We start from the raw sequence: 26604 nt of genomic DNA, 5'->3' as shown, positions 1-26604 counted from the left end.
ATCCCCTTCCTGCTATAAGCCTTTTTATTTATATAGCAAGAAACATGCCAAAAATCGACTCCTTCCTTATTCCCTTATTCCTTCGTAATCTCCCTTACTTGTCCAATCTCATATGTCGCATTTGCGCTACAAATATTAGCAACCATGTCGCATCTATAAGAAAATGTCGCAAAAAAGAGACAGTGTTATTATTACAAACAAAAAAAGGGCCTGTTTGCCCTTTACTTTCCTTCATGACATTTCGTATTTTTCTATTTTTCGATATAAGCTAGCCCGATGAATCCCTAAAAGCTCGGCTGCCTCTTTTACATTTCCAGCTGTTTTTTCCAAAGCTCTCGTAATCGCACGTTTTTCAGCGGATTCCACTTCCGCCTGAAGTAAATAACTCGTCTCATGCTTCTCTTGGTCCATCGTAAATATTTCATGGTTTAACTCCTCTTCCAAATCTTTTTTCCGTAAATAGGCAGGAAGGTGATACACTTGAATAATCATTCCTTCTATAACATTCATCGCTCGTTCTAACACATTTTCTAGCTCCCTAATATTCCCTGGCCAATCATGCTCCATGAATATATCTCTAACTCTCTCATCCAATGAAATAACGTTACTACCTAGCTCACCATTCAATTTCTTAATTAAAAATTCCGTTATATGTATCATATCTTCTTTTCTATCTCGTAATGGAGGAATATCGATTTCAAACACATTCAACCTATAATATAAATCCTCTCTGAACTCCCCTCTTTGCACCATTTCACGGAGATTTCTATGTGTCGCCGCAATGAAACGAACATCAACCTTTTGAATTTTCGTACCTCCAATTCTTTCAATCTCTTTCTCTTGCAATACACGAAGCAACTTCACCTGCATGTCCAAAGACATATCACCAATTTCATCTAAAAATAACGTTCCCTTATCCGCTAACTCAATCTTCCCAGGCTTACCACCTTTTTTCGCTCCTGTAAAAGCCCCGTCTTCGTATCCAAATAATTCAGCCTCCAAAAGATCCTTTGGAATCGCAGCACAATTTAATCGAATAAATGTGTCACTAGCACGCGGACTTGCACGATGTACCGCATGTGCAAATAGCTCTTTTCCTGTACCACTCTCTCCTCTTATCAAAACGGTAGACCGACTTTTAGAAACCTTCAAAGCCATCATTTTGACTTCTTTCATTTTTGCACTCTCTCCTATAATGCTTTGAAAGGAAAGTCGCCCTTCTTGTAGCCGCTGTAATTCAGTTTGATAGTAAGATAACTTCGATTCCATTTCACTAATTTGATCTCCCAAAGCTTTAAACTGCTGTATATCATGAAACATAATTTTACCAATTGCTCCAATAATCTTACCTTCCTTAATGATAGGTATGCGCGTTGCGATTATATTCCGATTACTTATACGCTGGATATGCCCAATTTCCATCTGTCCCGTCTTTACGATAATATGCATCCTCGTATTCTCAACAACCTCCGTACAATGCTTACCAATCGCTTCCTTCGGATCATCAATCCCTAAAAATTGTGCATACGAACCACTTAAAAAATTGACAATTCCTTGTTCATTTACACCTAAAATGCACTCAGACAGTAAATTTAAGGCACTTTCATATCGACTTATGATGCTTTCCAAAGACTGTATACTTTTTCCCTTGCTTTCCAGAATGGCAATTGATCCATATTCTGTCTTATTCTTATATACATGAGATTCATTCACAATTAAAACTCGGTTGCCACTCCTACACTCATACCTGTACAAACTATCATTTTGATTCACTACTAACTTTTTACGATTAGGAATAATCGTTGATATATGCTCACCTATTACTTCATATTCTTTTTTATGTAACATGCTACAGAATAGTTTGTTACTATATGTGATGATTCCATCATGGTTTATAATAGCAATTCCGTTATTCATTACCTGAAGAGCCTGACTAGTTACCTGCCAATTCATTCGTTCGTCCATATGCATTTGGAAGCCCCCTATCAAATTGTGCTCGTTCTCGCATGTATTATATATTCATTTTAAACATTTACTTTCCTTTGGTTTTTCCGTTTGAAGTAATAATTTCTTGAACTAGTAATATAGCTGAATAACCTGTGGGTTCTTTTTTGACACTAGGAATATTTTAACAAGCCACTTTCTTTAACTTCTTTTAGGAAGAAGATTATCTCATAGGCTATTTGCAACGTGCAGCAGGAAAATGTTTAATGTTTACATCGAATACATAATAAGATTAATAACAAGAAAAAACAGTTGACGGATTTCCTTCTGTCAACTGTTTTTATTACGAATATTGGTGACAAAACTCATAATTGTTAGGTTTTCTTTAGCATAAAGTCCGATCTCCAATCTTCCAACTAAACCATCTCCCATGCCCTTCCGTTTCCCCAACCGTTTCACGATATTCGTTTCCGTTAATATAATAATCAATATGAAGGTCCCGGTCCCACATGTTGTTATAAAGGTGGAATACATTACGTTTTGCACCGCTTTCTTGTATTTGTTTTTCTAACTTATGTTTTACTTGTTCAGGAATTTGATTTGCGACATGTGTATGGAAAATACAGATTACAGCATCTTCACTTATTTGTTCAATGATAGATGGCAGCAGCTCTACACCGTCTCCTTCTATTAACTCGACAGATTCTTTTTTTACTAAAGATGCTGCTTGGTCAAACATTTCAAGTCTTTCTTTATGCTCTGGCCAAATTAGTGCACGTAGCCATAAATAATCTTCCTCATTATGTAAATCATTCACATGTAAATCAAGCCCAATTCTTTCAACAACAGGTGGACTTACTTTTAGAAATTGGGGTACATTTCCCCCTCTTATTTCAGAAGTTAAATGTACATTTGAATTTATATTTCCGTATGTTTCATCTGTTCCGTACGAATAGCTATATTGATCCCAGAACAGTTGTAATCCAGAACTTGTACCAATTTCGATTAACGCTAACGGTTTGTTCACTTTATTAAATATGTAACAGAAGCTTGGATATAAATACGCACATCGCCTTACTTCATTCGTTTGAACAAGTTTCGTTTGTAATAAAGTAATAATTTCTTCTCGGTACTCTTTACAAAAGTCTTTAAAGTGATCGAAAGCTTTATCTAAATTTGTATTCGCATTTTCAACTAAACTACTATAATACGTTTTTAAAGGATGTTCTTTCCCTGCTAGTAATAAATAATGTGCTGCACCTAATAATAAGTTTGGAACTGGTTGGCCTACTTGAGCGTAGGAAGATAGTGTAAGTACTTCCTCATCTTCAGCAATTTTCATCGATAAATATTCATATAAATCACTTGACCCTTTACATTCCTTTATTGAAAAGTTTCGAAATAAGTTTGAAATTTGCTCTTTTGTACGCATTAGAGCTCCTCCTTTTTTTCAGAATAATCTTACCATTACAGAAAGAATACTTCCATAAAAAGGTACTCAATTTAGTCACTTAAGGATACGTAAGCTTTTTCGAGATAATTTCAAACTGTGATTTTTTTCTATTCTTAAACTGAAAAGTGCTTGTTAAATAAGAATTTTGGCAAATAAAACGTTAAATAGTTTAAAATTATCAGATAACACTAGATATTTTAGTCTATTAATTATTATAATAGAGTATGAGATGGTTATATAATTGAGACAAAAAAGGTATACACCTAGGTGGGGCCTAGGCGGTGTTTTCAATTTACGGCTTAGATATAAAAAACACCTACTCTTTTTTGCCAATATAGGGGATGGAGAGATTATCATGAGCAACATGCAGCAAAAAACAGACGTTATCTTAATTGGTGCAGGAATTATGAGTGCAACGCTAGGCTCATTACTAAAAGAATTAGCACCAGAATGGGAAATTAAAGTTTTTGAAAAACTCGCTAGTGCCGGGGAAGAAAGCTCTAATGAATGGAATAATGCAGGTACAGGGCATTCTGCGCTATGCGAACTGAACTATACTTCCGAAAAATCTGACGGATCTATAGATATTGGTAAAGCTGTAAAAGTGAATGAGCAATTCCAGCTTTCAAGACAATTTTGGGCATATCTTGTAAAAAGCAAATTAATTCGTAATCCACAAGATTTTATTATGCCTCTACCTCATATGAGTTTAGTACAAGGTGAAAAAAATGTTGAGTTTCTAAAAAACCGTTTTGAAGCGCTTTCAAAAAATCCACTGTTTCAAGGTATGGAATTTTCCGATGCTCCTGAAACATTAAAAAAATGGCTTCCACTCATTATGGATGGTCGTACACCAAACGAACCGATGGCTGCAACGAAGATTGACTCTGGAACAGATGTTAACTTCGGTGCATTAACACGTATGTTGTTTGATTACTTACAAACGAAAAATGTCGAGCTAAACTACAAACATAGTGTCGAAAATATTAAACGCACGAAGAATGGTTTGTGGGAAGTAAAAGTACACGATATGAATAGTGGTAAAATTGAGCATCATACTGCAAAATTCGTCTTTATTGGCGGCGGTGGCGGTAGTCTACCTCTACTACAAAAGACTGGTATCCCTGAATCAAAACATATCGGTGGATTCCCTGTAAGTGGACTATTTATGGTATGTAAAAACCAGAAAGTTGTCGAGCAACATCATGCAAAAGTATACGGTAAAGCTAAAGTTGGCGCTCCGCCTATGTCTGTACCTCACCTTGATACGAGATATATAGACAATAAAAAAGCTTTACTATTCGGACCGTTCGCAGGGTTCTCTCCTAAGTTCTTAAAAACTGGCTCAAACCTTGATTTAATAGGTTCTGTAAAACCGAATAACGTCTTAACGATGTTAGCTGCTGGTGTAAAAGAAATGGGATTAACAAAATACTTAATTCAGCAAGTTATGTTATCACACGAAAAACGTATGGAAGAATTACGCGAATTCATTCCGAACGCAAAAAGTGAAGATTGGGATATTGTAGTTGCTGGTCAGCGTGTACAAGTAATTAAAGATACTGATGCTGGCGGTAAAGGAACACTTCAATTCGGTACAGAAGTTGTTAGTGCGGCTGATGGATCAATCGCGGCGTTACTAGGTGCATCACCGGGTGCTTCTACTGCCGTTCACGTCATGCTTGAAGTATTAGAAAAATGTTTCCCAAGCCGAATGGTAGAATGGGAAGGAAAAATAAAAGAAATGATTCCTTCTTACGGCATTTCATTAACAGAAAATCCAAGATTATTCCAAGACCTTCACACTTCTACAGGTCGTACCCTTGGATTAAATGAAAAAGAAACGGTTCATAATTAATGAAGAAATGAAAACGTCCGATATATTCGGACGTTTTTTTGTTACTAGAAATTATATTTATCAATATTATCCTTTGTAAATACAACTCGTTCTGGTAGTACGATAATTCCGTTTCCTTCTGCCTCATAATCATATCCTTGAATAGAGTTTGGCTCTACTTTCACTTTTCCGATTCCTTCTACTTCAAAGCTATCCCCTACTTTTAACTTCTTTCCTTTTACTACTATTTCATTTGCTACATACGTTGCGAGTGCACCTTGTTGTTTTACATCCCATAATCCGAATTGCTGTACTGTTCCTCGTTTTACATAATCACGCATAACATTCGGTGTAGAAAACCCTGTTACAACGACTTTTTTATCCATTTTTAAGTTTTCAGCTGCTTGTGCCATCGCCGGAAGTGCCGTTGCATCTGGACAAATGACTGCATTAATATCTGGATACGTTTTTAAAATGTTCTCTCCTACAGATAAAGACTTTTGCGCATTATTTTCACCGTACTGCGTCGTTACAATTTCCCAATTCGGATATTTCTTTTTAATAATTTCTTTCGCTTTCGTTACCCATTGGTTTTGATCTGTTACTGTTGGGCTAGAATAAAAGAATGCTACTTTTCCTTTATCTCCAATTTGTTTGGAAGTCATTTCAATTAATAAGTTAGCAAGTTGGTCTGGTGTTCCTTGGCTTATATAAAATGAACGATCTTTCGGATTCACATCAGAATCCCACGTTAAAACAGTCATTCCTTTTTTCTTAGCACGTTGTAATGATTGGGATAGACCATCTACTGACGTAGAAGAAACCATAAGTGCATCATAATTTTGGTTAATGAAATTGTTTATATATTTTACTTGCCCCGAAACACTCGCTTCAGATGGTCCATCATATTTTACTTGGACACCTAGCTTATCCCCCATCTCTTTTGCTCCTTCACCACCTGATGTAAAGAAGCCAACTCCAGTTAATTTCGGGATAAATGCAAATTTCACATCATCCGCTTTTTTCTTATCTGCCGTCTGACTAGAACAAGCTATTAAACCAATTAAACAAATGCATACAATGAATACAATCCCCAGTTTTCTCTTCATGACATTTCCTCCTTATGCAAATTCCTTCTTTTCCCCATTGTGAATTGATGTAATTTGAAATGTCGCATAATAACTGAAAGAATAAGAATAATACCAATTACTACGTTGGATTGTTCATTTGTTAAACCTATCATTTGTAGACCGTACTGCATAAGTCCAATGAAAATACTAGCGAGTACTGTACCGATAATACTTCCTTTTCCCCCTGTAATTAGTGTCCCGCCTAATACGACTGCCGTAATGATTGGTAAAATTGTTTCACTTCCTATATCAGCACGTGCAGAACCGAAATAAGCAGTTAAGAAAACGCCCCCTAATCCACCTCCTAACCCAGAAAGTATGTAAGCGATGATGACTACTTTTTTCGTTTTAATCCCGGTGTATTTTGCTGCATTTTCATTCGCACCTGTTAGTTTAACTTGGCGCCCATATATGGTGCGGTGAAACAATACAGTGCATAAAATCGTTACTATAATCAGTAGCCATAGTAAATTCGGTATTCCTATAAAACTACCGTTTGCCAGGTGTACAAATACGTCAGGTAAACCACTTATCCCTTCATATCCAGAAGCACCTGCCCCTCCTGAAATGACGAGTGCAATTCCTCCGTATAAAAACATCGTTCCGAGTGTAACGACAAGTGGCTCTACATCTGTCATTTTTATAATGATTCCGTTGAAAGCTCCTGCTAAACAACTAATTATAAGAGCTATTATAACTGCTAGTAAAATAGGTATCCCATTCATCCAAAGTACACCAATTATAATCGAAGTTAGCCCCATAATAGATCCTACAGAAACATCAATCCCGCCTGTTACAATAACAAAAGTCATTGGTATCGCCGCGATTGCTATAAATAGAAAATCATTTGTACTAAATAAGAGATTACTAACGTTTAAAAAATCACTATTGATTAAACTAAAGAGAATGAATTCTATAAGAAGTAATACAATTAGAACACCTTCCCATCTGTAAAAATACTTCATAGATTCATCCTCCTTTCTGCCTTCCACTTTTTCATAACACTATCCAATATGATGATAAGTAATAATAAAAAGCCCAAAATAGCATTATTCCAAAATGCTGGTATTTTTAAAAAGACGAGTGAACTGCTTATCGCCTCTAAAAATAATGCTCCTAATGCGGCTCCAAAAATAGATCCTGTTCCCCCTTTTAAATGAATTCCTCCAAGTACAGCGGCTGCAATTACTTGTAATTCTAATCCTGTACCCGTTTGATTAGGAACGAACCCGATATTCATAACAAATATACAACCAGCAAGCCCGGCACTTATGCCCGATATAATAAACGCATAGATCTTCACTTTATTTACTGGTATCCCAATAAGTCTCGCACCATCTTCATTATCACCTACTGCATAGAAATATCTTCCGTATGGTACTTTCCTTAAAAAGAAATATAGTAGTAGTAAAATAATAAGAACGAACCATACAGTTATGGGCAAGCCAAGAATGACGATAGATGACAGCTGCTTAAAATCGTTTGGAATATCTTCAATCCACTTCCCGCCTGTGAAAATTAACATCGCACCTCTAATAATTCCTAACATACCTAATGTCATAATAATGGCTGGTACCCGAAACTTCGCAACTCCAATACCATTTACGAAACCGATAATGGCCCCAAGTATAATAGCAGCAAGTATTGACAAGAATGCATTATATCCATCCGTTAACAACATCCCACAAACAGCTGCACTTAATCCCATAATCGAGCCAACTGATACGTCTATATTTTTCGTAAATAAGACGAAAGATTGGCCGATTGCTAGAACGACTAAAATAACACTTGATTTCATCAGTAAAGATAACGAGTTAAATTGAATAAAACTAGGGTTTATCATTCCTACAATAGCTATATAAATTAGTAGTAACAGTATGATAGACGTTTCATGCATTTTATACATACGTTTCATTCCGTTACACCTCCGTATGCAAGACGTGTAACTTTATCTACAGTCATATTTTGTTTCTCTAAATGAGAAACAAAATGTCCATTTCGCATTACATATACACGATTTACTAATTGAACGATTTCTTCAACATCGGAAGAGATTAATACTATTGCGAGTCCTTCTCTTTTCATTTTTTCTATCGTCTCATATACTTCAATCCTTGCTTTCGCATCAATTCCGCGAGTCGGTTCATCAAGAATAATAATTTTCGGATTACACGCAAGATATTTTGCAAGCACGACTTTTTGCTGATTACCTCCCGATAAAGATGCTAGAACTTCATCCATGCTTCGTACAACAATTCGAAACTGTTCTATATACGCCTTCAATAAAGCGCTTTCTTTTTCTTGGTTAATGAAAAATCGACTATTCTGATGTAAACTTGCTGCAGTCATATTTTCTTTAACCGATGCAATTGAGAAAATACCATTTCTTGCTCTATCCTCTGGCACATAAACTAATCCCTCGCTAAGTCTTTTATGCAAAGAGCATGAATCAATTGATTTTCCTTCTAATAAAATAGAACCTAATTTTATAGACTTCAATCCAAATATGGCTTCTGCTAATTCCGTTCTGCCTGATCCAACAATGCCAGCAATTCCTACAATCTCTCCAGCATGTACAGTAAATGATATATTTTCGAATGCGTGACTCGTTATATCAATTACTTCTAATATTTTTTTCGTTTCTTTTGTCTCTTGCACTATTTCTCTTTTCTCTTCTTGTTTATACCCTTTCGGCAATAACCCCTCCATTAGCATGTCATATGTATAGTCACATACATCACCTTGGCTTACAATCATTCCATCACGTAATATCGCTACTTTGTTGGCAATTTCAAAGATTTCTGGAAAGCGATGCGTAATATATATCATTCCAATTCCTTTTTCTTGTAAGCTTTTCATCAGCACAAAAAGACTCTTTATTTCGTGAGTTGTTAATGTCGATGTTGGCTCATCTAAAATAAGAATCTCGGCTTCCCGTATTAATCCTCTAACGATTTCTACTAACTGTTGCTGCGCAATGGATAGTGATCCTCCTAATTCTTTAAGGTCAATATCCCATCTTAAACTGTCAATCAATTGCTGAATCTTTACTTTTAATTCCTTTTTCTTCCCTTTTAGTCCGATACATATATTTTCTTCAATGGTCATATGCGGAAAAATGAGTGGTTCTTGTGGTATTAAGTAAATCCCTTCTCGGTGTGCTTTTTCCGGATTTACAAACTGTTTCCTCATTCCTTTTACATACATTTCTCCACTATCATACGAATATAACCCCGTTAATATTTTCATTAATGTTGATTTTCCAGCACCATTTCCTCCAACTAAAGCGTATATATCGCCACGCTCTACTTGTAAGTTCACCTCTTTTAACACATGTTGATTTGAAAACGCCTTACTCATTCTCTTTACATGTAATAAAGGTACGTTCTCCACATGATGTCACCTGCCTTCATCCAGAACATTTTTTGAGAAAATGATTATTTGTTCTACTTGTTTTGTAGCATTGTATATTTCTTTTTTCATATCTAGAACACTTTTTTCATCAGACAATTAATCGTTTCAACTGGAATAAACAAAATATATGGCACATATGTTTAAGCAGTGGTCAATTGTTGAAAGGGATGACGCGTATGACACAGCTGAACTTTGAAGAGAATTTATTAACTAAAGTAGCTTGGTATTATTATAAAGACCAATTAACACAACAGGAAATTGCTTCACTTCTTCACATTTCAAGAAATAAAGTTGTCCGATTATTAGATAAGGCGCGGAGTGAAGGTATCGTTACATTTCACGTAAAAGGGACTGGTTTGCACTGTTTAAGTATTGAGCGTGACCTAATGAAAAAATTCCACTTAAAAGATGCTTTTATTATCCCTACCCCAGTAAACAATTATCACGCTTCTCTCGGAAAAGCTGCTGCACAATATTTAGAAACTCATCTCCAGCAAGGCGATTTACTCGGTATTGGCTGGGGAGAAACAATTAGCAAAATGCTAGAAAACATTCATTTTGAAACTTCTATCAACCTTTCAATTGTAACGCTAACAGGCGGAGTAAATCACTATCTCCCGAGAAAACAAAACTATTTTCACTACATGCAAGGCGATTTTCACATTATCCCTACGCCGTTTCTAGCATCTACAACCGAAATGGCACAAAGTATTCTATCAGAACCGAGTGTAAAAGATATGCTTCATGTCGCTTCACTTGCTCATACAGCAGTTGTTGGTATTGGCGGGCTATCCCAAGACGCAACTATTGTAAAAGAAGAAAAATTAACACTACGTGAGATGACATATATTCGTAGTCAAAACGGTGCTGGCGATATTTTAGGGCAGTTTTATAATACGAATGGTGATTTATTAAAGCTCCCACATCATAATCGACTAATTGGTACGCCGCTCTCGATTCTGCGCAAAATGAAACATGTCGTTGGTGTTGCTGGAGGTATAGAAAAGATAGATGCAATTTATGGTGCCTTAAAAGGAAAGTTCATTCATACATTAATTACCGATGAGGAAACGGCCCTCTCCTTATTACGAAAGGATGGTGATTGTTAATGTCTCATTTATTAGCTTTTGATGCTGGTACAGGAAGCATTCGAGCTGTTCTTTTTGATTTATTAGGTAATCAAATTGCGGTCAGTCAAAAAGAATGGGTTCATAACACGAATCCTCGTTACCCGGGTTCTATGAATTTTGATGTAATAGAAAACTGGAAGCTAGTACAACAGTGCACGAAAGAAGTTTTACAAAGAAGTAATGTCACGCCCTCTTCTATTCTAGCTATTAGCGCTACTAGTATGCGAGAAGGTTTTGTTTTATATGATAAAGGTGGGCAAGAAATATGGGCTTGCGCAAATGTTGATGGACGTGCATCCGCTGAAGTTAGTGAGCTAAAAGAAATACGATCACATCTTGAAGAAGGTTTATATACTAGATCTGGTCAAACTTTTTCATTAGGTGCTTTACCTCGACTACTTTGGATTAAAAAACATGAACCAGACGTCTATAGTAATATTCATTCTTTTACGATGTTAAACGATTGGATATTATATAAACTAAGCGGCGTACTACAAATCGACCCTTCAAACGGATGTACATCCGGTATTTTTGACCTACAAAATAGAGTATGGGATAACGATGTCGCTATCGAGTGCGGTCTAACTTTGCCATTTTCACCAACAGTAAATGAAGCTGGTACAGTAATTGGCAACGTCACAAAAGAGTGTGCAACATTAACTGGATTATGTGAAGGAATTCCTGTCGTCGCCGGGGGCGGAGATGCACAAATGGCCTCACTTGGAACAGGAGTCGTGAAACCTAATCAAACGTTAATATGCGGAGGTAGTTTTTGGCAACAAGAAGTCAATGTTACAGAACCAAAAACAGATCCACATGCTTCCATTCGGGTAAATTGTCACGTCGTACCTAACCTTTGGCAATATGAAACGATTGCCTTTTTCCCAGGCCTTGTTATGCGCTGGTTTCGAGACGCTTTTTGCCATGAGGAAAAGAAACTTGCTGACAAACTCGGTGTAGATGCTTATGCATTATTAGAAGAACAAGCGAAAGACGTACCTGTTGGTTCACATGGCATTATCCCTACCTTTTCAAATGTTATGAACTACATTTCTTGGCGTCATGCCGCACCTTCTTTTTTAAATTTAAGTTTAGATGCTGACAAATGCGGAAAAAAAGAACTGTTCCGTGCTATTGAAGAAAATGCTGCCTTTGTTACACTTGGCAACTTAAAATTAATAGAAAATCTCACAGGGACATTCCCTTCTGAAGTCATTTTTGCTGGCGGTGCTGCTAAAGGAAAACTATGGCCACAAATTTTATCGGACGTCCTTGGTATTCCTGTAAAAGTACCTGTTGTGAAAGAAGCAGCTGCTTTAGGAACTGCGATTGCTGCTGGATTTGGCGCTGGCATATATTCATCTATGGAAGAAACTGCCGAAGAGTTTGTACAGTGGGAGCAAACATTCGAACCAGTTACTGAAAATCACGAACTATATAAAGAGTTCTATGAAACATGGAAAACTGTATATGACAGTCAGCTCGCTTTAGCTGATAAAGGGCTCACCTCACATATGTGGATTGCGCCTGGTGCACTGTAACACATTACATAAAGGAGTGAACTGTATGTTAAAAGCGAATGAAAATGACTTCTCCTATCGATTCGGTGATAACGGGCCCAAATATTTAATACAAGGTCCAAATATTGATCTTGGCCTTGTTGTCATTCAGCCTGGGCAGGAGTTTCAAAACCATTATCATACGACGTGCGAAGAGGTCTTTTATGCATTAGAAGGTGAAATAGATTTCTATGTGAATAACGAAAGAGTTCCAATTAAACAAGGTGATGTCCTGCAAGTTCGTCCTCATGAATCTCACTATCTTATTAACCATTCTGACAAACCTTTTAAAGCAGTTTTTATTAAGTCACCACATTTACCAAGTAAAGATACGGTACAAACGGAAAATCCAACATTAACGAAGGAGTGATTTCGAATGACTTGGGGATTTAAAAATCGATTAAATACAATTTTACCTGATGGCAGAGCGGTTATGTTAGCGATAGATCACGGCTACTTTTTAGGACCAATTCATGGGCTTGAACAGCCACTTGAAACAGTTAAAAACTTACTTCCTTATACGGATTCGCTCTTTTTAACGCGTGGTGTACTTAGCTCCTGCATTCCTGAAAACTGCAGCACACCGATGGTTATGCGTGTATCTGGCGGGGCTACTGTCGTCGGTAAAGACTTAGCGAATGAGACAATTGTTACGCCTGTAAAAGAAGCAGTAAAACAAAACGCAATTGGCGTAGGTGTGTCTGTTTTCGTCGGATCAGACTATGAAACACAAACAGTTTCGAATCTCGCAAATGTAGTTTCAGAAGCTCACGATTATGGCCTGCCAGTACTCGGCATTACCGCAGTTGCCAAAGAACTACAAAAACGTGAAGCTCGCTTTCTAGCACTTGCTTCCCGCGTATGCGTTGAAATGGGTGCTGACATTATTAAAACGTATTACTGCGAAGGGTTCGAAAAAATTACAAGCACATGCCCTGCCCCAGTCGTAATTGCTGGTGGACCAAAACTGGATTCAATTGAAGACGCATTAAACATTACGTACAATGCACTGCAAGAAGGCGCAATCGGCGTAGATATGGGCCGAAACATATGGCAATCTGAACATCCTGCTGCGATGATTCAAGCGATTCATGGCATTGTGAAGAATGGATTGAATGTGAAAGAGGCACTCCAATTATTCGACGATGTAAAAAATTAAAATAAACGACAGACTATTACTCTTAAATATATACAAAATTAATATTTACAATAAAGAAAACCTCTATGTTAGATTACTAAGTAACCTAACATAGAGGTTTTCTTTTACATTTTTTTGTTCCGGATTTAGTCAGATTTCTACAGATCGCGTACGTTCCAAACAATCTCACCGCGCTCCCCCCATGTACTGTGATGCCGATGAAACCCTATCTTTTCTAATACCCGGAAAGACGCTGTATTCCAAGCGCCTACAGTTGACCAAAGTCTTTGGCGCCCCGTAGCGATCGCGGCCTCAAGCACTGCTGATGCTGCCTCTGTCGCATAACCATTACGATGAACTCTTTGGAACAACTCATATGCAATCTCCGGCTCTTCAAGCGTGGCACGACCAATAATTAAGCCACAGTATCCGATGAAATCCCCTTCTTCTCGCCTACGTATAGTAAGAAGAGAAATACCATTTTCAGTTGCTTTCTTGCGCATTTCGATAAGAGAGCTACGAACAGATTCAATGGTAGGCATGTCCACACCACGTTCACCAATTAATTGTCTCAGCCAAACTGCATCAGATTCCTCCCACATATTCAGATCGAGTCGTTCCGTTTTTAACTGAAACGCCATATCTTTAAAAACAGCTGTCATACCGGTAACCTCCTATTGATTTCACTGTACTACTTATAATAGTTTCGTACTTTATCATATGGGAAACCTGCTTGATTCATACATTAATATTATTTTATGCATAAGCAATTCCTCTGCTAAATAGACCTTGTTATCAAACTTCATTTTAAGTCTACAATATTTGATTTATGAATGAGTTTAAATTTACATTTAAAAATGTATCGCACTTTCTTTTTTGTTAAAATAAAGAAAAGGAGGAATGATTATGAAACGAATGGGTTTTGAACGGCCTAGTGATTATTACGATGACAGGTTATATACTATCGATGAAAAAATTTGTGCCCTATTAAAAGAACGAAAAGAACTTTCAGGTGGTGATCCAGGTTTTCCACATGATGAAGCCATTTATAAATGGGCAAAGCAATACGGATTTTATCCAGACTATCTAAATTCACTGTTCTCTTCTATGATGGACGAAGGTGAATTTAAACCTCGCGTAGAACCAACTACATTCAAAAAACATATACCTGTTTTTAAAACGTATGAACATAAAGGTATTATGTATACCGTAACTTTTATTCGGCAATACGCAAATGCTAGTGTAGTTTATTTATATAGCGATTGGGATTCCACGAATGAAGCTTTTAATGAAGTTAAGCCTCATAGTTTCTTCCAATTATCAATAGATGATACATATGACTGCTGGCCAGAAGGTGGCGGCGGCACTGATGGACATTTGAGTCATCATTTCGTTGTATCTCCTGCTCTTCCTGATAATTTGTCTGGAATAAGCTTACGATTCAAAGAACTCAATATACCGTTTAGGAAAGATCAAGCTGTGCTTGAATTTGAAATTCGCTTGGATTAAAGAGAGCGTAATCTAGTTGAAAATCAGACTAGATTACTCTCTTTTATTTTGTACTTATACGATGTATAAAATTTACATCAATGCTTTTCGATATACCGATAACCCGACAGAAAATATCGATATATTAACAGAATTAGACAAAATCATTTATATAACACCCACTCCATTAACATGATTGCCGATTCAATACGTTCTTTCGTATCCCCTAAAAATAGTTTATGAAGTAATGCCTCCAAATGAATTGGTTTATTAGGCAACACTTGTATATACCTTAAAACAGATCCCGCTGGCGGTGTAGGCTTGTTATTAATAGCCCATATCCCTTCTAACAATGTCCAAGTTGACGTATGAACAATGTATGAAGCTTTTAACTCATCATGTGCTTTCAAAGCAGACTGAATTTTAATTAGCGAACTATGTAACCAATGAGAAATGCCTTTTATTTTATCGCTAGAAACATGGTAGTTTTCAAATTCATATGCAGCTATTTCCTTTAACTTTTTCAAATCGTCTCTTTTATCAAATAAAATTTCCCCTTCTAAAAATGAGTATAATTCCATCGGATTGTTTTTGAAGTTTTCTAGTATTTGATTAACGTCTGCATACTTATATTCAACTAAAATTTCTTCTCTCGTTTCAGAATGAAATTTCTTATTTTGTCCGTCTTCTAAAAGAATATAGAAGTCTAAATCCGAATCAGGATATGCATCACCTCTTGCGACAGATCCGATGAGCATACATCCATTTATCTTATTTATAGATAAGATTTCAGCTACTATTGTTGGCACTATTTTTTTATGTTGTTCATGTTTAATAAATATTTGTGCTGCTAACATTTGTAACCTCCAAACATATTATTATGACGTTATTCGTTACCTAAAAACATTGTACTTCTCTTATATCTTTATCTATATACTTATTTAACAATTGTCAGTTCATATACAATTGCGTCTTCACTACTTTTTGTTTGATCTTGAATCGTAACAATATCTCCACCTTTGATTTTCGAAGCATTCATTACTTTTACCATGTCTGGTGGAACAACACCTCCATCGTTCTCTTTATTTAGCGGTAACCACTTTACTGATTTATCAGTCGCTTCTAAAATTTTATATTTAATTGTGCCATCATATTTTATTTCACCAACAAGATCTTTTACTAATGTTGGTGTATATTTACCCTCTTCTTTTTTCAAAGAGATATGATCACCTATATCTAGGATACCGTTTCTTTTAGGCGCCTTCCATTTTGTTGGGTTTAAATCATTTAAACTTACTTTCACACTATCTTCCTTATTTGAGCTATCATCTTTTAGAAATATTTCATTATAATTCTTATCAAGAATAATATACTCCTTCTGCTCTACTATTTTTGCACTACTTTCACGTTTTTCTTCCTCATTCTTAGATACTTCTTCTTCCACTTTATTATTACTACATGCTGATAATAATGTCGTCGCTAAAGCTGCCATTAGTAACATTTTTTTCACTTCATTTACCTCCATTTATAATGAAACAATTAAATATATATTACATCCATATTTTACTATAAATCAAAAAAAGAGGATATTTGTTTATTAATAAACAAATATCCTCTAACTTTGACTATATATTACGACTGTTGATAAGCCGCTTTCGATGATTTTACATAATAAACTGCGTGATCAACGTTAATGATATGATCTGGTTTTGGTTTACCACGACTCGCTCTATGTCCTGCTAAATGTTCTTCACTCGTTTCCCAGTTTTTCCATGCTTCTTCAGAATCCCAGCGAATCATAACGACAACTTCTTCGTCGCCACGTCTTACTTTTTTCACAAGAACGCTTAAGTCGATGAAGCCTTCAAATTTTTCAATAATGCCTTCGCCAGTGAAACGTTCTACAACTATATTTGATGTACCTTCTTTTACTGTAAATGTTTTCGTTTCAATAAACATATAATCCCACTCCCTCTTTATAATACGAATACTACTATTCTTCTATTATAGTTGATTATGATAATTATTTTCAATTAAAAAGTTTTAATTATTTGAATCATGCCGTTTTCTCTTCAACTGCCTCATCTAAAAATTTGAAATACGGAAGTAATAATCCTATTAAAGAAGTGGCACATATAATCGCACCGATGATAAAGTATAGTGCTCTCACTCCCCACATTTCACTCAGTATGCCTCCTAATAACACACCTAACGGCATAGCGGATCGTATGAAAAATAAACGCACTGAAAATACTTGCCCTATCATATTGTTCGGTACTGTTTGTTGGCATATTGTCGTGTTATGAACATTGAAAAATGCAATACAAATGCCTGCAACTACTTCAATGAACACCGCAATTACTATACTATGATTGAACCCTAAAGAAATGTATGTTAGTCCTCCTATAAACAATCCACCAAGCATAAGTATACGCCGGCTTTTATATGTTACTTTTCCGACTAGTATAGATCCAACTACGTAGCCAAACGGGAAACCAGCCATAAAATAACCAAACTCCGCATACCCCGCTGAAAGCTCATCTTTTATATAAGGTAGATTTGTAACCAACGTTACCCCCACCCCAAATTGCACGAAAGTAAGAAAAATACCGAGCCAAACGATAACTGGTTTTGTGAAAAAATATGTAAAACCGTGAAGAAACTGTTCTAACCACGTTTTCCGAATAGATTGTTTTGTTCTCTTTTCTTTTATATTAAGTAATAATGTACCACTAACAAATAGACAAATACATACGAAAGATAATGTAAGTTCTGTTCCAATCAAATGAATGATTACTCCGCCTAATACGGGCCCAAGAAACATCATAAGACGAGCCATTCCATCAATATACGCATTTGCGTCTTGAAGCTGTTCTTTACTTACAATACTCGGTGTAATTGCTTGACTTGCAGGTGTATACAGCGGCGTAATAAGTCCGATTATTATTTGGACGACATATATGTGCCAAACTTCTATACTACTAGTAAGTAACATGACTAACGGCAATAAAAAAATCGAAGCTCGCACCCATTGCGAAAAAATCATAATCCACTTCCGGCTCCATTTATCAATAAATGGTCCACTTATTAGTTGTAGTATGAGTGACGGGATAAAATATAATAACCACATACTACTTAATGCTGTTTTTGATCCTGTTAATTCGTAAACAAGAATCGAATTACATAACGTTCCGAAAGCCCCGCCTAACTCTGAAATTGCACTGCCAATCCACATATAAAAGAACGAACGGTTTTTCAATACATTTTTCAATTTCACACACCAACTTTTCTACTAGATTCCTCCCTCTATGTGCATTCTAGTTGCATATTATCTATTTAAAAACGCATCTAATTCTTTCGCTAACGACTGTACTGCTTTCTTTCTCAATACATATTTCCCCTCATGTATATCAACTAACTTCGCTGCACGTAACAATTTCAAATGGTGGTGTACTGTCGATTTACCGAGTTGCAGTCTTTCTGTAATTTCCTGCAAAGTCCGTTCTTGTTCGAACAACATTTTTACAATGCGTAGCCTCGCTTCATCCCCAAGTGCCTTATGTTTTTGAACTAAAAAATAATTCGGTTCATATAGATCTTCAGGATGGATGCTTTCGTTTGCGACTGGGTAATGAAATACTTTCGTATCTTCAATATCCGCCTCAATGTTCCACGGTCTGTACGTCATTTGCGGGATAAGAAGTACATAATGAACACTTGGTTCTGGCATATAGTTCACACCACCAGTCGCCCACTCGACAAACTCTTCTGGTTTCATCTTTTTATTCATTTCATTTTTCGCTTCATAATCTCTTTGTAATATAGAAAGTATTTGCTCCTCCTCTTTCTGAATAACACTCTCATACCACCCTGTCATAACGGCTTCTAAATGGTCCTTTAGTTTTTGCACATCGATATTACATATAAAACGAATATACGTAGAGAAAAACTGATGATCTTGTGTCAGCTCCTCTAGTTCATATATTGCAGTTACGTCTCCACTTGCTGCTAAATGTCTTTTCTTTTCATACTTCTCGCCTAAAAACGGTAAGCATATATATTTCAAATCTACTTCTGAAAGCGAATCGATTTTAGCATGAAACTGTGCTAAGTCCTGAAAATCCTCTTTATACAACAACTGAAGTAACGCTTTCCACGTATTATGTTCTTCTACAAACTGTAAGTGCTCTCTCATTTCTTCTGTTAATGATTCCTTAATTTCTTCCCATTCATTTTGACTCTTTTCAAGGGTATCGATTAACCTTTTATGAGTAATTGCCGCAATGCCAAGTGCACATTCGAAAAGTATCGAATACTTCACTTGAACATGGTAAGTTTCCCTCTTTCTACTCGTTATGTGATAGACCTCCATTTTATCCCCTCCTTGTTTACTATATATTGAATTCTATTTTTATCGAATTTTACCTTCTATGTTTTTAGAATTAATAAAATTTTAGTTGAAACACATTCATTCTAAATTAAGAAGAATAGGAGCTTTTTTATATACAAATAATAAGCCTCAAGGAGTTGTTGATATGCATTTTATATTAAATATGTTAGGAATTTTCGTTGTAATATTAATCGTTTTCCTATGTTCGCCTAATAAAAAACAAATAAAATGGAGACCAATCGTTATTCTAATCATATTGGAGCTCTTTATTACATGGTTTATGTTAGGCACGAAGCTCGGCAGTATTATCATTAATAAAATCGCGTCATTTTTCAGTTGGCTACTATCGTGTGCGAATGAAGGTATTCGGTTTGCCTTTCCTTCCGCTATGGACAGTCCACACATTGATTTCTTCTTTAGTGCATTACTTCCTATCATTTTCGTTATCACTTTTTTCGATATTCTTTCGTACTTTGGGATCTTAACTTGGATTATTGATAAAGTAGGTGCAGTTATTTCAAAGATTTCTCGTTTACCAAAGTTAGAAAGTTTCTTTTCGATTCAAATGATGTTTTTAGGAAACACCGAAGCACTTGCGGTTGTTCGTGATCAGTTATCCGTTTTAAAAGAAAATCGTTTGCTGACTTTTGGAATTATGAGTATGAGTAGCGTTAGCGGATCCATTCTTGGCGCCTATTTATCAATGGTTCCAGCAACATATATTTTCAGCGCTATCCCTTTAAACTGTATTAACGCATTAATTTTAGCCAATGTATTAAATCCTGTAGAAGTTACGAAAGAAGAAGATGTCGTATATACACCTTCAAAAGATGAAAAAAAGGATTTCTTTTCTACTATTTCAAACAGTATGTTAGTCGGGATGAATATGGTTATCGTTATTTTAGCTATGGTAATTGGTTATGTGGCATTAACTGCATGTTTAAATGGAATTTTAGGCTTTTTCGTCACAGGTTTAACAATTCAAAAAATCTTCTCCATTATCTTTAGCCCCTTTGCTTTTTTACTCGGTTTATCGGGCAGTGATGCGATGTATGTAGCTGAATTAATGGGGATTAAAATAACAACGAATGAATTTGTTGCAATGATGGATTTAAAATCAAACCTAAAGTCTTTACAACCACATACGATTGCGGTTGCAACAACATTTCTAGCTTCTTTTGCTAACTTTAGTACAGTAGGTATGATTTACGGAACTTACAATTCATTATTTGGCGGAGAAAAATCAGCCATAATCGGTAAAAATGTGTGGAAGCTTCTCGTTAGCGGAATGGCAGTTTCCTTATTAAGCGCTATGCTTGTTGGGCTATTTGTATGGTAAATAAATAAAAAGACACCCAAGCAAATTGAGTGTCTTTTATTATTATTTTCGAATTTGTCCATTTCCACGAATCACGTATTTAGTAGAAGTTAATGCAGGTAGTCCCATTGGTCCCCTTACGTGTAACTTTTGTGTACTGATGCCAATTTCAGCGCCGAATCCGAATTCAGATCCATCAGTAAAACGAGTGGATGCATTATGATACAGTGCAGCCGCATCTACAGCTGTGAAGAATTTGCTGACGTTTTCCTCGTTTTCTGAAATAATCGCTTCGGAATGCATAGAACCATACGTATTTATGTGATGAATCGCTTCTTCTATAGAAGAAACTACTTTCACTGCCAACGTGAGTGATAAAAATTCTGTTTCCCAATCTTCTTCTGAAGCAAGTACAATTGACGAATCGATTGCCAATGCTTTCTGATCACCACGTAGCTCCACGCCTTTTTCCTTCAAAGTTGAAAACAGCTCGCTACCAAATTGCTGCGCCCACTTCTCATGAAGTACAATCGTTTCAATTGCATTACATACAGATGGACGCTGCGTTTTTGCATTTATAATAATATCAATTGTCATTCGCTTATCCGCTGTTTCATCAATGAAAATATGACAATTTCCCGCACCTGTTTCAAGTACTGGAACAGACGCTTCTCTCACTACCGTATCAATTAATTGTTTGCCACCTCTTGGAATAAGAACGTCTAAGTAATCATTCATTGTAAACAACTGCTTTGCGCTATCCCGCGACGTATCTTCTATAAGCTGTACACTTTCTTCTGGCAAGCTTGTTTGTTTAAGCGCTCGGTGAATAACGGAAACGATGGCTTTGTTAGAATTGATAGCAGAAGAACTACCACGTAATATAACTGCGTTTCCTGTTTTCAAGCAAATTGTAGCAGCATCTACTGTTACATTTGGCCTTGCCTCATAAATCATCCCAACAACACCAAGTGGTACACGCATCTCCTGAATAGATATTCCATTTGGTCGCTCCCATTCGCTTACACGTTCTCCAACTGGATCACGTAATTCGATTAACTGCTTAATTCCCTCTGCCATATCAACAATTCGTTGTTCAGTTAGCATAAGTCGATCAAGGAGTGAATCAGAAAATCCTTTTGCCTTACCTTCTTCGATATCACGTTTGTTTTCCTCTACAATATAAGCTGTTTCTACTATTAGCCTTTCAGCAATAGCAGCAAGTGCTTCGTTTTTTTGACTTGTAGATTTTAGTACAAGTTCTCTAGCAATTTCTTTCGCCTTTTTTCCCTTTGCCAACACTTCATTCATCTTCATTTCCTCCTTTTTAACATCACTATTCTTAAAGTGACACCCAATAATCTCTATGAATGACTTCATAATTATGCCTTTCGCCTCTTGCTTGAATATGTTGACTTTGCATACCTTTTATCTCTCTTAATTCCTCTGCGCTATATGTGCATTGTCCTTTTCCAATTACGCGCCCTTGTTGCGTCATTACTTCTACGACATCGCCAACTTGGAAAAATCCTGAAACATTTGTAACGCCAGCAGGAAGAAGACTCTTACCATGCTGAATGATAGCAGTAGCTGCTCCAGCGTCTACTTCAATTTGTCCGCTAACAAGCGAATGCAACGCGATCCATTGCTTGTTCATCTTCATCTCTTTTTGAGGGGCATTTCCGACATACGTACCATCACCTTTGCCCTTCAAAACATCTACAAATTTCTCTTGTCCACGTCCTGTTCCGATAAATACACTCACGCCAAGAGAAAGTGCTGTCTTCGCAGCATCAATTTTTGATTTCATACCGCCAGTCCCAAGTTTGGACTCAGCATCTCCTGCAAGAGAAGCAATCTCTTCCGTAACTTCAGGAAGGAAATAATATTTTTTCGCATCCGCATTTTTCTGTGGATTTTTGTCATATAAACCGTTCACATCCGTAAAAATCATAAGCATATCTGCCGAAACAAGTCCGCTTACTAAAGCTGACAGCATATCGTTATCACCGAACGTTAGCTCCTCTAAAGAGATGGAATCATTTTCATTAATGATTGGAAGAGCAGAACGGTTTAGTAACTCTCCTAAAGTAGCGTAAGCGTTACTATATTGTTCTTTTCTAGAAAAATCACTTCTCGTCAGTAATAGTTGCGCAGTAACGATGCCATATTTACGAAATTCCTCCGTATACGCCTGCATTAACAAACTTTGTCCGACAGCCGCAGCAGCCTGTTTTCCTTTAATTGTCACAGGTCTGCTAGGATATCCTAGAGCAGAAAAACCTGCAGCGACAGCCCCAGATGTAATTAACAAAACTTCATGCCCTTCCTCTTTCAATCGAGCCAATGCGGCAACATGATCTGAAAGTTGTTCTTTAGAAATGCCTCCGTGACTATCTGCTAGAGAACTGCTCCCAATCTTTACAACAATTCGTTGTTTTTTCACTTTTGTATCCCCCAAGTCTAAAATCAAAGTTTTTTATACATTACACTTTTATTCATTCGGCTTGCAGCGACTTCTATTCTCACCAATGCTGCATCTAGCCTATTAAAGAGCAAAATAAAAATGACCGCTTCGCCCTTAATAAAATAAAAAGGACGAAACGGTCATTGTTCCGCGGTACCACCTTAATTGATATACATAGATATCCACTTGGCGCCTATAACGCAGGCGAACGCCTAAACTTTCATTTAAGACTCAGGGATAGGTTCGATATATTCTATACGAGGAATCTTTCAGCCGGTGAATTCCACTCTCTTTCGCAAGAAGACATATGTACTATTTCCCTTCAACGATTTTCGGTTTAATTTTTTATATTATGCGATATAATTTGATTTGGTGTCAAGAAGTATTTTTAAAAATAAATAGAGCGGTAAGTTACTTGTATGAAATTATTACCGTACTGAATGAAAATACAAATCGATATAAGTTTAACTCATATTCATCAACATAAAACCTAAAATTAAAGTGTATATATTTACATAATGTCGAATATAATTGATTTTTATCTTTTGGTGTTGCAAAAAGGAATATATTCTCTTAGAATGTTTCTTTATATTACATAAAGATGTCATTGTTATTTTAAGATAGCAATTTCAAAATGATATAATTTATTATAAAAGGAGCAAGATTGAGTTATTATGGATAAACAAATTGGATTTATCGGTTGCGGAAATATGGGAATGGCTATGATTGGTGGGATGCTACACAAAAAGATAGTGTCTGCAAATAATATTATTTGTTCGGATTTAAACACTACGAATTTAAAAAATGCTAGTGAAAAATATGGGCTAACTACAACTACTGACAACAATGAAGTAGCTAAAAATGCTGATATTTTAATTTTATCAATTAAACCAGACCTATACACATCAATCATTAACGAAATAAAAGAAGTAATCAAAAACGATGTTATCATCGTAACGATCGCTGCCGGGAAAAGCATTAAAAGTACTGAAGAAGCTTTTGCTAAAAAATTAAAGGTTATAAGAGTAATGCCTAACACCCCTGCTCTTGTTGGAGAAGGAATGTCTGCATTATGCCCTAATGAAATGGTGACAGAAAAAGATTTAGAAGATGTGCTAAACATTTTCAATAGCTTTGGTCAAACAGAGATCGTAAGCGAGAAATTAATGAACGTTGTAACATCTGTAAGCGGTTCTTCACCAGCATACGTATATATGATTATAGAAGCGATGGCAGACGCCGCTGTACTTGATGGTATGCCACGCAATCAAGCATATAAATTCGCTGCTCAAGCTGTGTTAGGCTCTGCAAAAATGGTACTAGAAACAGGCATACATCCAGGTGAATTGAAAGATATGGTTTGTTCTCCTGGCGGAACAACGATAGAAGCTGTAGCAACATTAGAGGAAAAAGGATTACGAACTGCAATTATTTCAGCAATGCAGCGCTGTACACAAAAGTCTGTTGAACTATCTGGGCAAACGAAAAAGTAAAACTATAAAAGAGATCACGTTAGCTTTGAATTTAGTTAGAAAACGGTGGATTACATACTCTCTCGCTTGCACTAAATGATAAACGGACAAACTCATAGATACTTGAGTTTGTCCGTTCTTTTGATTATACTACAATAATTTTATTTGTATCTTCTTTTGAAATTTTAGTTTTATCCCTTCCTTATTCCCTACTATGATTGTGTAATTTTATTAGAAACTAATAATTTTTCAATGCATTTCGGTAACATATCTAATAGCGTTTCAAATGCGTAATTTACATCTAAACGTTCTGTCCATTGATGTGCATCTTTTCCTACCGGCCCCATATTTAATACCGGAACGTCAAACTCTTCTAGATCCTGAAGTGGAATCGAATAACCTTTATCCCATAATGGCATATTGTCTACAAGTGAACTCATTGAATCTAGTGGATTCTGTAAGCCCACATAGCTCAAATCTGAAATTCCCCCAAAATAGTTTTGTTTTTCAAATGTAATGTTATGATTGTAGTGAGCATACTTTTCCATTTCTGCAACTACATCTTTAATTAACGGATTGTTGCGTGAACTTACAGCTGGATAATATGGTGGAGCAAAGAAAAGTACAATCATCGGCGCCTTTTCTTTACATAAAATAGATAGTTTATCTACTAAATCAATTGTTACCGCACGATCATCTTTATCTTCTCTATTTTTTATTATACTAGATTGAATATCATCTATTTTCTCTTGCCCATGTTGTTCAATTGCATAAGCGATAAGCTCTTCATACGTTAATACATTTACTTTCATATTAGGCGGTATAAACGGATTATATTTAGAAAAACGATATGCTTGCTTCTCGTATGATTCTTCTATTTTCTCTGCTACTTTCGTTACTTTTTGACGTAACATTGAAACGACATCTGTCATCGTTTTTTCCAGTAAAAACAAATTGAATAATGTGACTGCACGATGCGGAATTTGTACAGAATAATCCTCCTTTAAATCACGTTGAAGTAAGTTAGTTGGAGGAGGACTCGCTTCTCCTTCTACAACATCACAAAGGTCCGTATTCAATTCTAATTCAGCCGTTAATAAAGCAGCCATATAACTCCCATTTAAACCTGCAAATGGCTCACCTACATGTGTCTCTTTTCCGTAGCAAAGGAATCCAGGTAACACTTTACCAATAGAACCAGTGTAAATATACTTATTTTGGTCACCAGGATGTCGTGAAAACATAGGCTCTGAATTTAATACCGTTTTATAATCCAAGTTATGTTCTCTTGCTAACTCTAGTAGTCTTGGAACAGCAGCCCTCATCCCTACAGAGTTTACTTCTTCATCTGGAACAGCTAATAAAAGAACATTCCCGTCAAATCTTCCTTCACAGGCTTGCTCAATCATTGCCATTTGTAATGTGAGGCCGCATTTCATATCCATTGTTCCTCTGCCAAACAGCCAATCTCCTTGTTCTATATCTTCACGTACATGGTCTGGTAATTCATCTTTATGAGAATAAAACATAGATGTTAACTTTTTAGGATTAAATGCATCTTCTTTCCAAACTCCGTAATCTTGCACATCTACAACATCAAAGTGACTAACTAGAATTACGGTATTTTTTGTACTATCGCTTTTCTTCACTAGGGCTGTAACAAAATATCGTCCGTCCCCCGTCGGATTTTTTTGCAAATGATGCGGGTTTTCTTTGAAGTACTGTAAATCAGATAATTGTTCCACAACAAAGTCTGGCAATATCACTTCAGCTTCTGTACCTGTAATACTAGGAATTTCAACAAGACTGCTTAATAATTGAATCAATTGTTCTTTTGATTGCCACTTTGACATATAAATCCCCC

23 protein-coding genes and 1 other annotated feature are annotated in these 26604 nt (G+C 36.2%); of the genes, 8 read left to right on the top strand and 15 right to left on the bottom strand.

Features of this window, described 5'->3' with window-relative positions; translation table 11 throughout:
- Positions 1 to 231 precede the first annotated feature (231 nt).
- Together QEP67_RS13025 and QEP67_RS13020 are read right to left on the bottom strand one after the other, a co-directional pair.
- Positions 232 to 1971 (bottom strand): sigma 54-interacting transcriptional regulator, encoded by a 1740-nt coding sequence (locus tag QEP67_RS13025; protein WP_064471197.1) that lies wholly within the window; start codon positions 1969 to 1971, stop codon positions 232 to 234.
- A 358-nt stretch (positions 1972 to 2329) separates the two neighbouring features.
- Entirely contained in the window at positions 2330 to 3376 is a 1047-nt protein-coding gene (locus QEP67_RS13020) for a DUF2332 domain-containing protein (RefSeq protein ID WP_353706612.1), read from the bottom strand.
- 376 nt (positions 3377 to 3752) lie between these two features.
- On the opposite strand from QEP67_RS13020, the gene QEP67_RS13015 reads away from it, so the two are divergent.
- A complete protein-coding gene (locus QEP67_RS13015; RefSeq protein ID WP_016087405.1) occupies positions 3753 to 5255 on the top strand; it encodes a malate:quinone oxidoreductase in 1503 nt (500 codons plus the stop codon).
- 44 nt (positions 5256 to 5299) lie between these two features.
- On the opposite strand, the gene lsrB is transcribed toward QEP67_RS13015, so the two are convergent.
- Genes lsrB through QEP67_RS12995 form a run of 4 tightly spaced genes read right to left on the bottom strand, consistent with a single transcriptional unit; the run spans position 5300 to position 9757 of the window.
- The gene (lsrB, locus tag QEP67_RS13010) at positions 5300 to 6343 is read right to left on the bottom strand and encodes an autoinducer 2 ABC transporter substrate-binding protein LsrB (RefSeq protein ID WP_000823634.1); all 1044 of its coding nucleotides are present in this window, start codon (positions 6341 to 6343) and stop codon (positions 5300 to 5302) included.
- Positions 6340 to 7329 (bottom strand): autoinducer 2 import system permease LsrD, encoded by a 990-nt coding sequence (locus tag QEP67_RS13005; RefSeq protein WP_074650691.1) that lies wholly within the window; start codon positions 7327 to 7329, stop codon positions 6340 to 6342. Before QEP67_RS13005 ends, lsrB begins: the two co-directional genes overlap by 4 nt.
- The gene (locus QEP67_RS13000) at positions 7326 to 8279 is read right to left on the bottom strand and encodes a sugar ABC transporter permease (protein WP_353706611.1); all 954 of its coding nucleotides are present in this window, start codon (positions 8277 to 8279) and stop codon (positions 7326 to 7328) included. Before QEP67_RS13000 ends, QEP67_RS13005 begins: the two co-directional genes overlap by 4 nt.
- Positions 8276 to 9757: a sugar ABC transporter ATP-binding protein gene (locus QEP67_RS12995; protein ID WP_074650700.1), complete on the bottom strand. Its 1482-nt coding sequence runs from the start codon at positions 9755 to 9757 to the stop codon at positions 8276 to 8278. Before QEP67_RS12995 ends, QEP67_RS13000 begins: the two co-directional genes overlap by 4 nt.
- 197 nt (positions 9758 to 9954) lie before the next feature.
- Between QEP67_RS12995 and QEP67_RS12990 the strand changes: the two genes are divergently transcribed.
- From QEP67_RS12990 to lsrF, 4 genes are read left to right on the top strand one after another with little or no spacing between them, the layout of a single operon-like run.
- The gene (locus QEP67_RS12990) at positions 9955 to 10887 is read left to right on the top strand and encodes a sugar-binding transcriptional regulator (RefSeq protein ID WP_000192710.1); all 933 of its coding nucleotides are present in this window, start codon (positions 9955 to 9957) and stop codon (positions 10885 to 10887) included.
- On the top strand, positions 10887 to 12449 hold the full coding sequence (lsrK, locus tag QEP67_RS12985) for an autoinducer-2 kinase (protein WP_071742376.1): 1563 nt from the start codon (positions 10887 to 10889) through the stop codon (positions 12447 to 12449). The genes QEP67_RS12990 and lsrK overlap by 1 nt, the downstream gene beginning before the upstream one ends.
- Before the next feature lie 25 nt (positions 12450 to 12474).
- A complete protein-coding gene (locus QEP67_RS12980) occupies positions 12475 to 12837 on the top strand; it encodes a cupin domain-containing protein (protein ID WP_000909987.1) in 363 nt (120 codons plus the stop codon).
- A 6-nt stretch (positions 12838 to 12843) separates the two neighbouring features.
- Entirely contained in the window at positions 12844 to 13626 is a 783-nt protein-coding gene (gene lsrF / locus QEP67_RS12975; RefSeq protein ID WP_000219775.1) for a 3-hydroxy-5-phosphonooxypentane-2,4-dione thiolase, read from the top strand.
- A gap of 137 nt (positions 13627 to 13763) precedes the next feature.
- On the opposite strand, the gene QEP67_RS12970 is transcribed toward lsrF, so the two are convergent.
- Positions 13764 to 14267 (bottom strand): GNAT family N-acetyltransferase, encoded by a 504-nt coding sequence (locus tag QEP67_RS12970; RefSeq protein WP_000127644.1) that lies wholly within the window; start codon positions 14265 to 14267, stop codon positions 13764 to 13766.
- A gap of 238 nt (positions 14268 to 14505) precedes the next feature.
- On the opposite strand from QEP67_RS12970, the gene QEP67_RS12965 reads away from it, so the two are divergent.
- Complete coding sequence (locus tag QEP67_RS12965; RefSeq protein ID WP_080482905.1) at positions 14506 to 15114, top strand: hypothetical protein; 609 nt, start codon at positions 14506 to 14508, stop codon at positions 15112 to 15114.
- 143 nt (positions 15115 to 15257) lie between these two features.
- Here QEP67_RS12965 and QEP67_RS12960 read toward each other — a convergent pair whose 3' ends face one another.
- The 5 genes from QEP67_RS12960 to QEP67_RS12940 form a co-directional block, all read right to left on the bottom strand.
- The gene (locus QEP67_RS12960; protein ID WP_353706610.1) at positions 15258 to 15950 is read right to left on the bottom strand and encodes a nucleotidyltransferase domain-containing protein; all 693 of its coding nucleotides are present in this window, start codon (positions 15948 to 15950) and stop codon (positions 15258 to 15260) included.
- Positions 15951 to 16030: 80 nt separating this feature from the next.
- The gene (locus QEP67_RS12955; protein WP_081252657.1) at positions 16031 to 16618 is read right to left on the bottom strand and encodes a hypothetical protein; all 588 of its coding nucleotides are present in this window, start codon (positions 16616 to 16618) and stop codon (positions 16031 to 16033) included.
- Between the two features lie 107 nt (positions 16619 to 16725).
- Positions 16726 to 17052, bottom strand: a complete 327-nt coding sequence (gene hmoA / locus QEP67_RS12950) for a heme-degrading monooxygenase HmoA (protein ID WP_046954187.1) — start codon at positions 17050 to 17052, stop codon at positions 16726 to 16728.
- A 97-nt stretch (positions 17053 to 17149) separates the two neighbouring features.
- On the bottom strand, positions 17150 to 18364 hold the full coding sequence (locus QEP67_RS12945) for an MFS transporter (RefSeq protein ID WP_046954291.1): 1215 nt from the start codon (positions 18362 to 18364) through the stop codon (positions 17150 to 17152).
- Positions 18365 to 18421: 57 nt separating this feature from the next.
- Positions 18422 to 19465 carry a metalloregulator ArsR/SmtB family transcription factor gene (locus QEP67_RS12940; protein ID WP_000454540.1) on the bottom strand — a complete coding sequence of 348 codons (1044 nt, stop codon included), beginning with the start codon at positions 19463 to 19465 and terminating at the stop codon, positions 18422 to 18424.
- 163 nt (positions 19466 to 19628) lie between these two features.
- Between QEP67_RS12940 and QEP67_RS12935 the strand changes: the two genes are divergently transcribed.
- Complete coding sequence (locus QEP67_RS12935) at positions 19629 to 20822, top strand: nucleoside transporter C-terminal domain-containing protein (protein ID WP_000545486.1); 1194 nt, start codon at positions 19629 to 19631, stop codon at positions 20820 to 20822.
- Between the two features lie 42 nt (positions 20823 to 20864).
- Here QEP67_RS12935 and QEP67_RS12930 read toward each other — a convergent pair whose 3' ends face one another.
- A complete protein-coding gene (locus QEP67_RS12930) occupies positions 20865 to 22112 on the bottom strand; it encodes a glutamate-5-semialdehyde dehydrogenase (protein ID WP_353706609.1) in 1248 nt (415 codons plus the stop codon).
- A 31-nt stretch (positions 22113 to 22143) separates the two neighbouring features.
- Positions 22144 to 23247, bottom strand: coding sequence for a glutamate 5-kinase (proB, locus tag QEP67_RS12925; RefSeq protein WP_353706608.1), 1104 nt, complete (start codon positions 23245 to 23247; stop codon positions 22144 to 22146).
- Positions 23248 to 23392: 145 nt separating this feature from the next.
- Positions 23393 to 23603 (bottom strand) — a binding site (T-box leader).
- A gap of 339 nt (positions 23604 to 23942) precedes the next feature.
- On the opposite strand from proB, the gene proC reads away from it, so the two are divergent.
- Positions 23943 to 24761, top strand: a complete 819-nt coding sequence (gene proC, locus QEP67_RS12920) for a pyrroline-5-carboxylate reductase (protein ID WP_061673313.1) — start codon at positions 23943 to 23945, stop codon at positions 24759 to 24761.
- A gap of 191 nt (positions 24762 to 24952) precedes the next feature.
- On the opposite strand, the gene QEP67_RS12915 is transcribed toward proC, so the two are convergent.
- A complete protein-coding gene (locus tag QEP67_RS12915; RefSeq protein ID WP_098056991.1) occupies positions 24953 to 26593 on the bottom strand; it encodes a M20 family metallopeptidase in 1641 nt (546 codons plus the stop codon).
- Positions 26594 to 26604 lie beyond the last annotated feature (11 nt).

Source organism: Bacillus cereus group sp. MS39, assembly GCF_040448665.1.
Lineage (GTDB): Bacteria > Bacillota > Bacilli > Bacillales > Bacillaceae_G > Bacillus_A > Bacillus_A wiedmannii.
The sequence above is the reverse complement of the archived record's forward strand: the minus strand, read 5'-3'. Positions and strand labels throughout refer to the sequence as shown.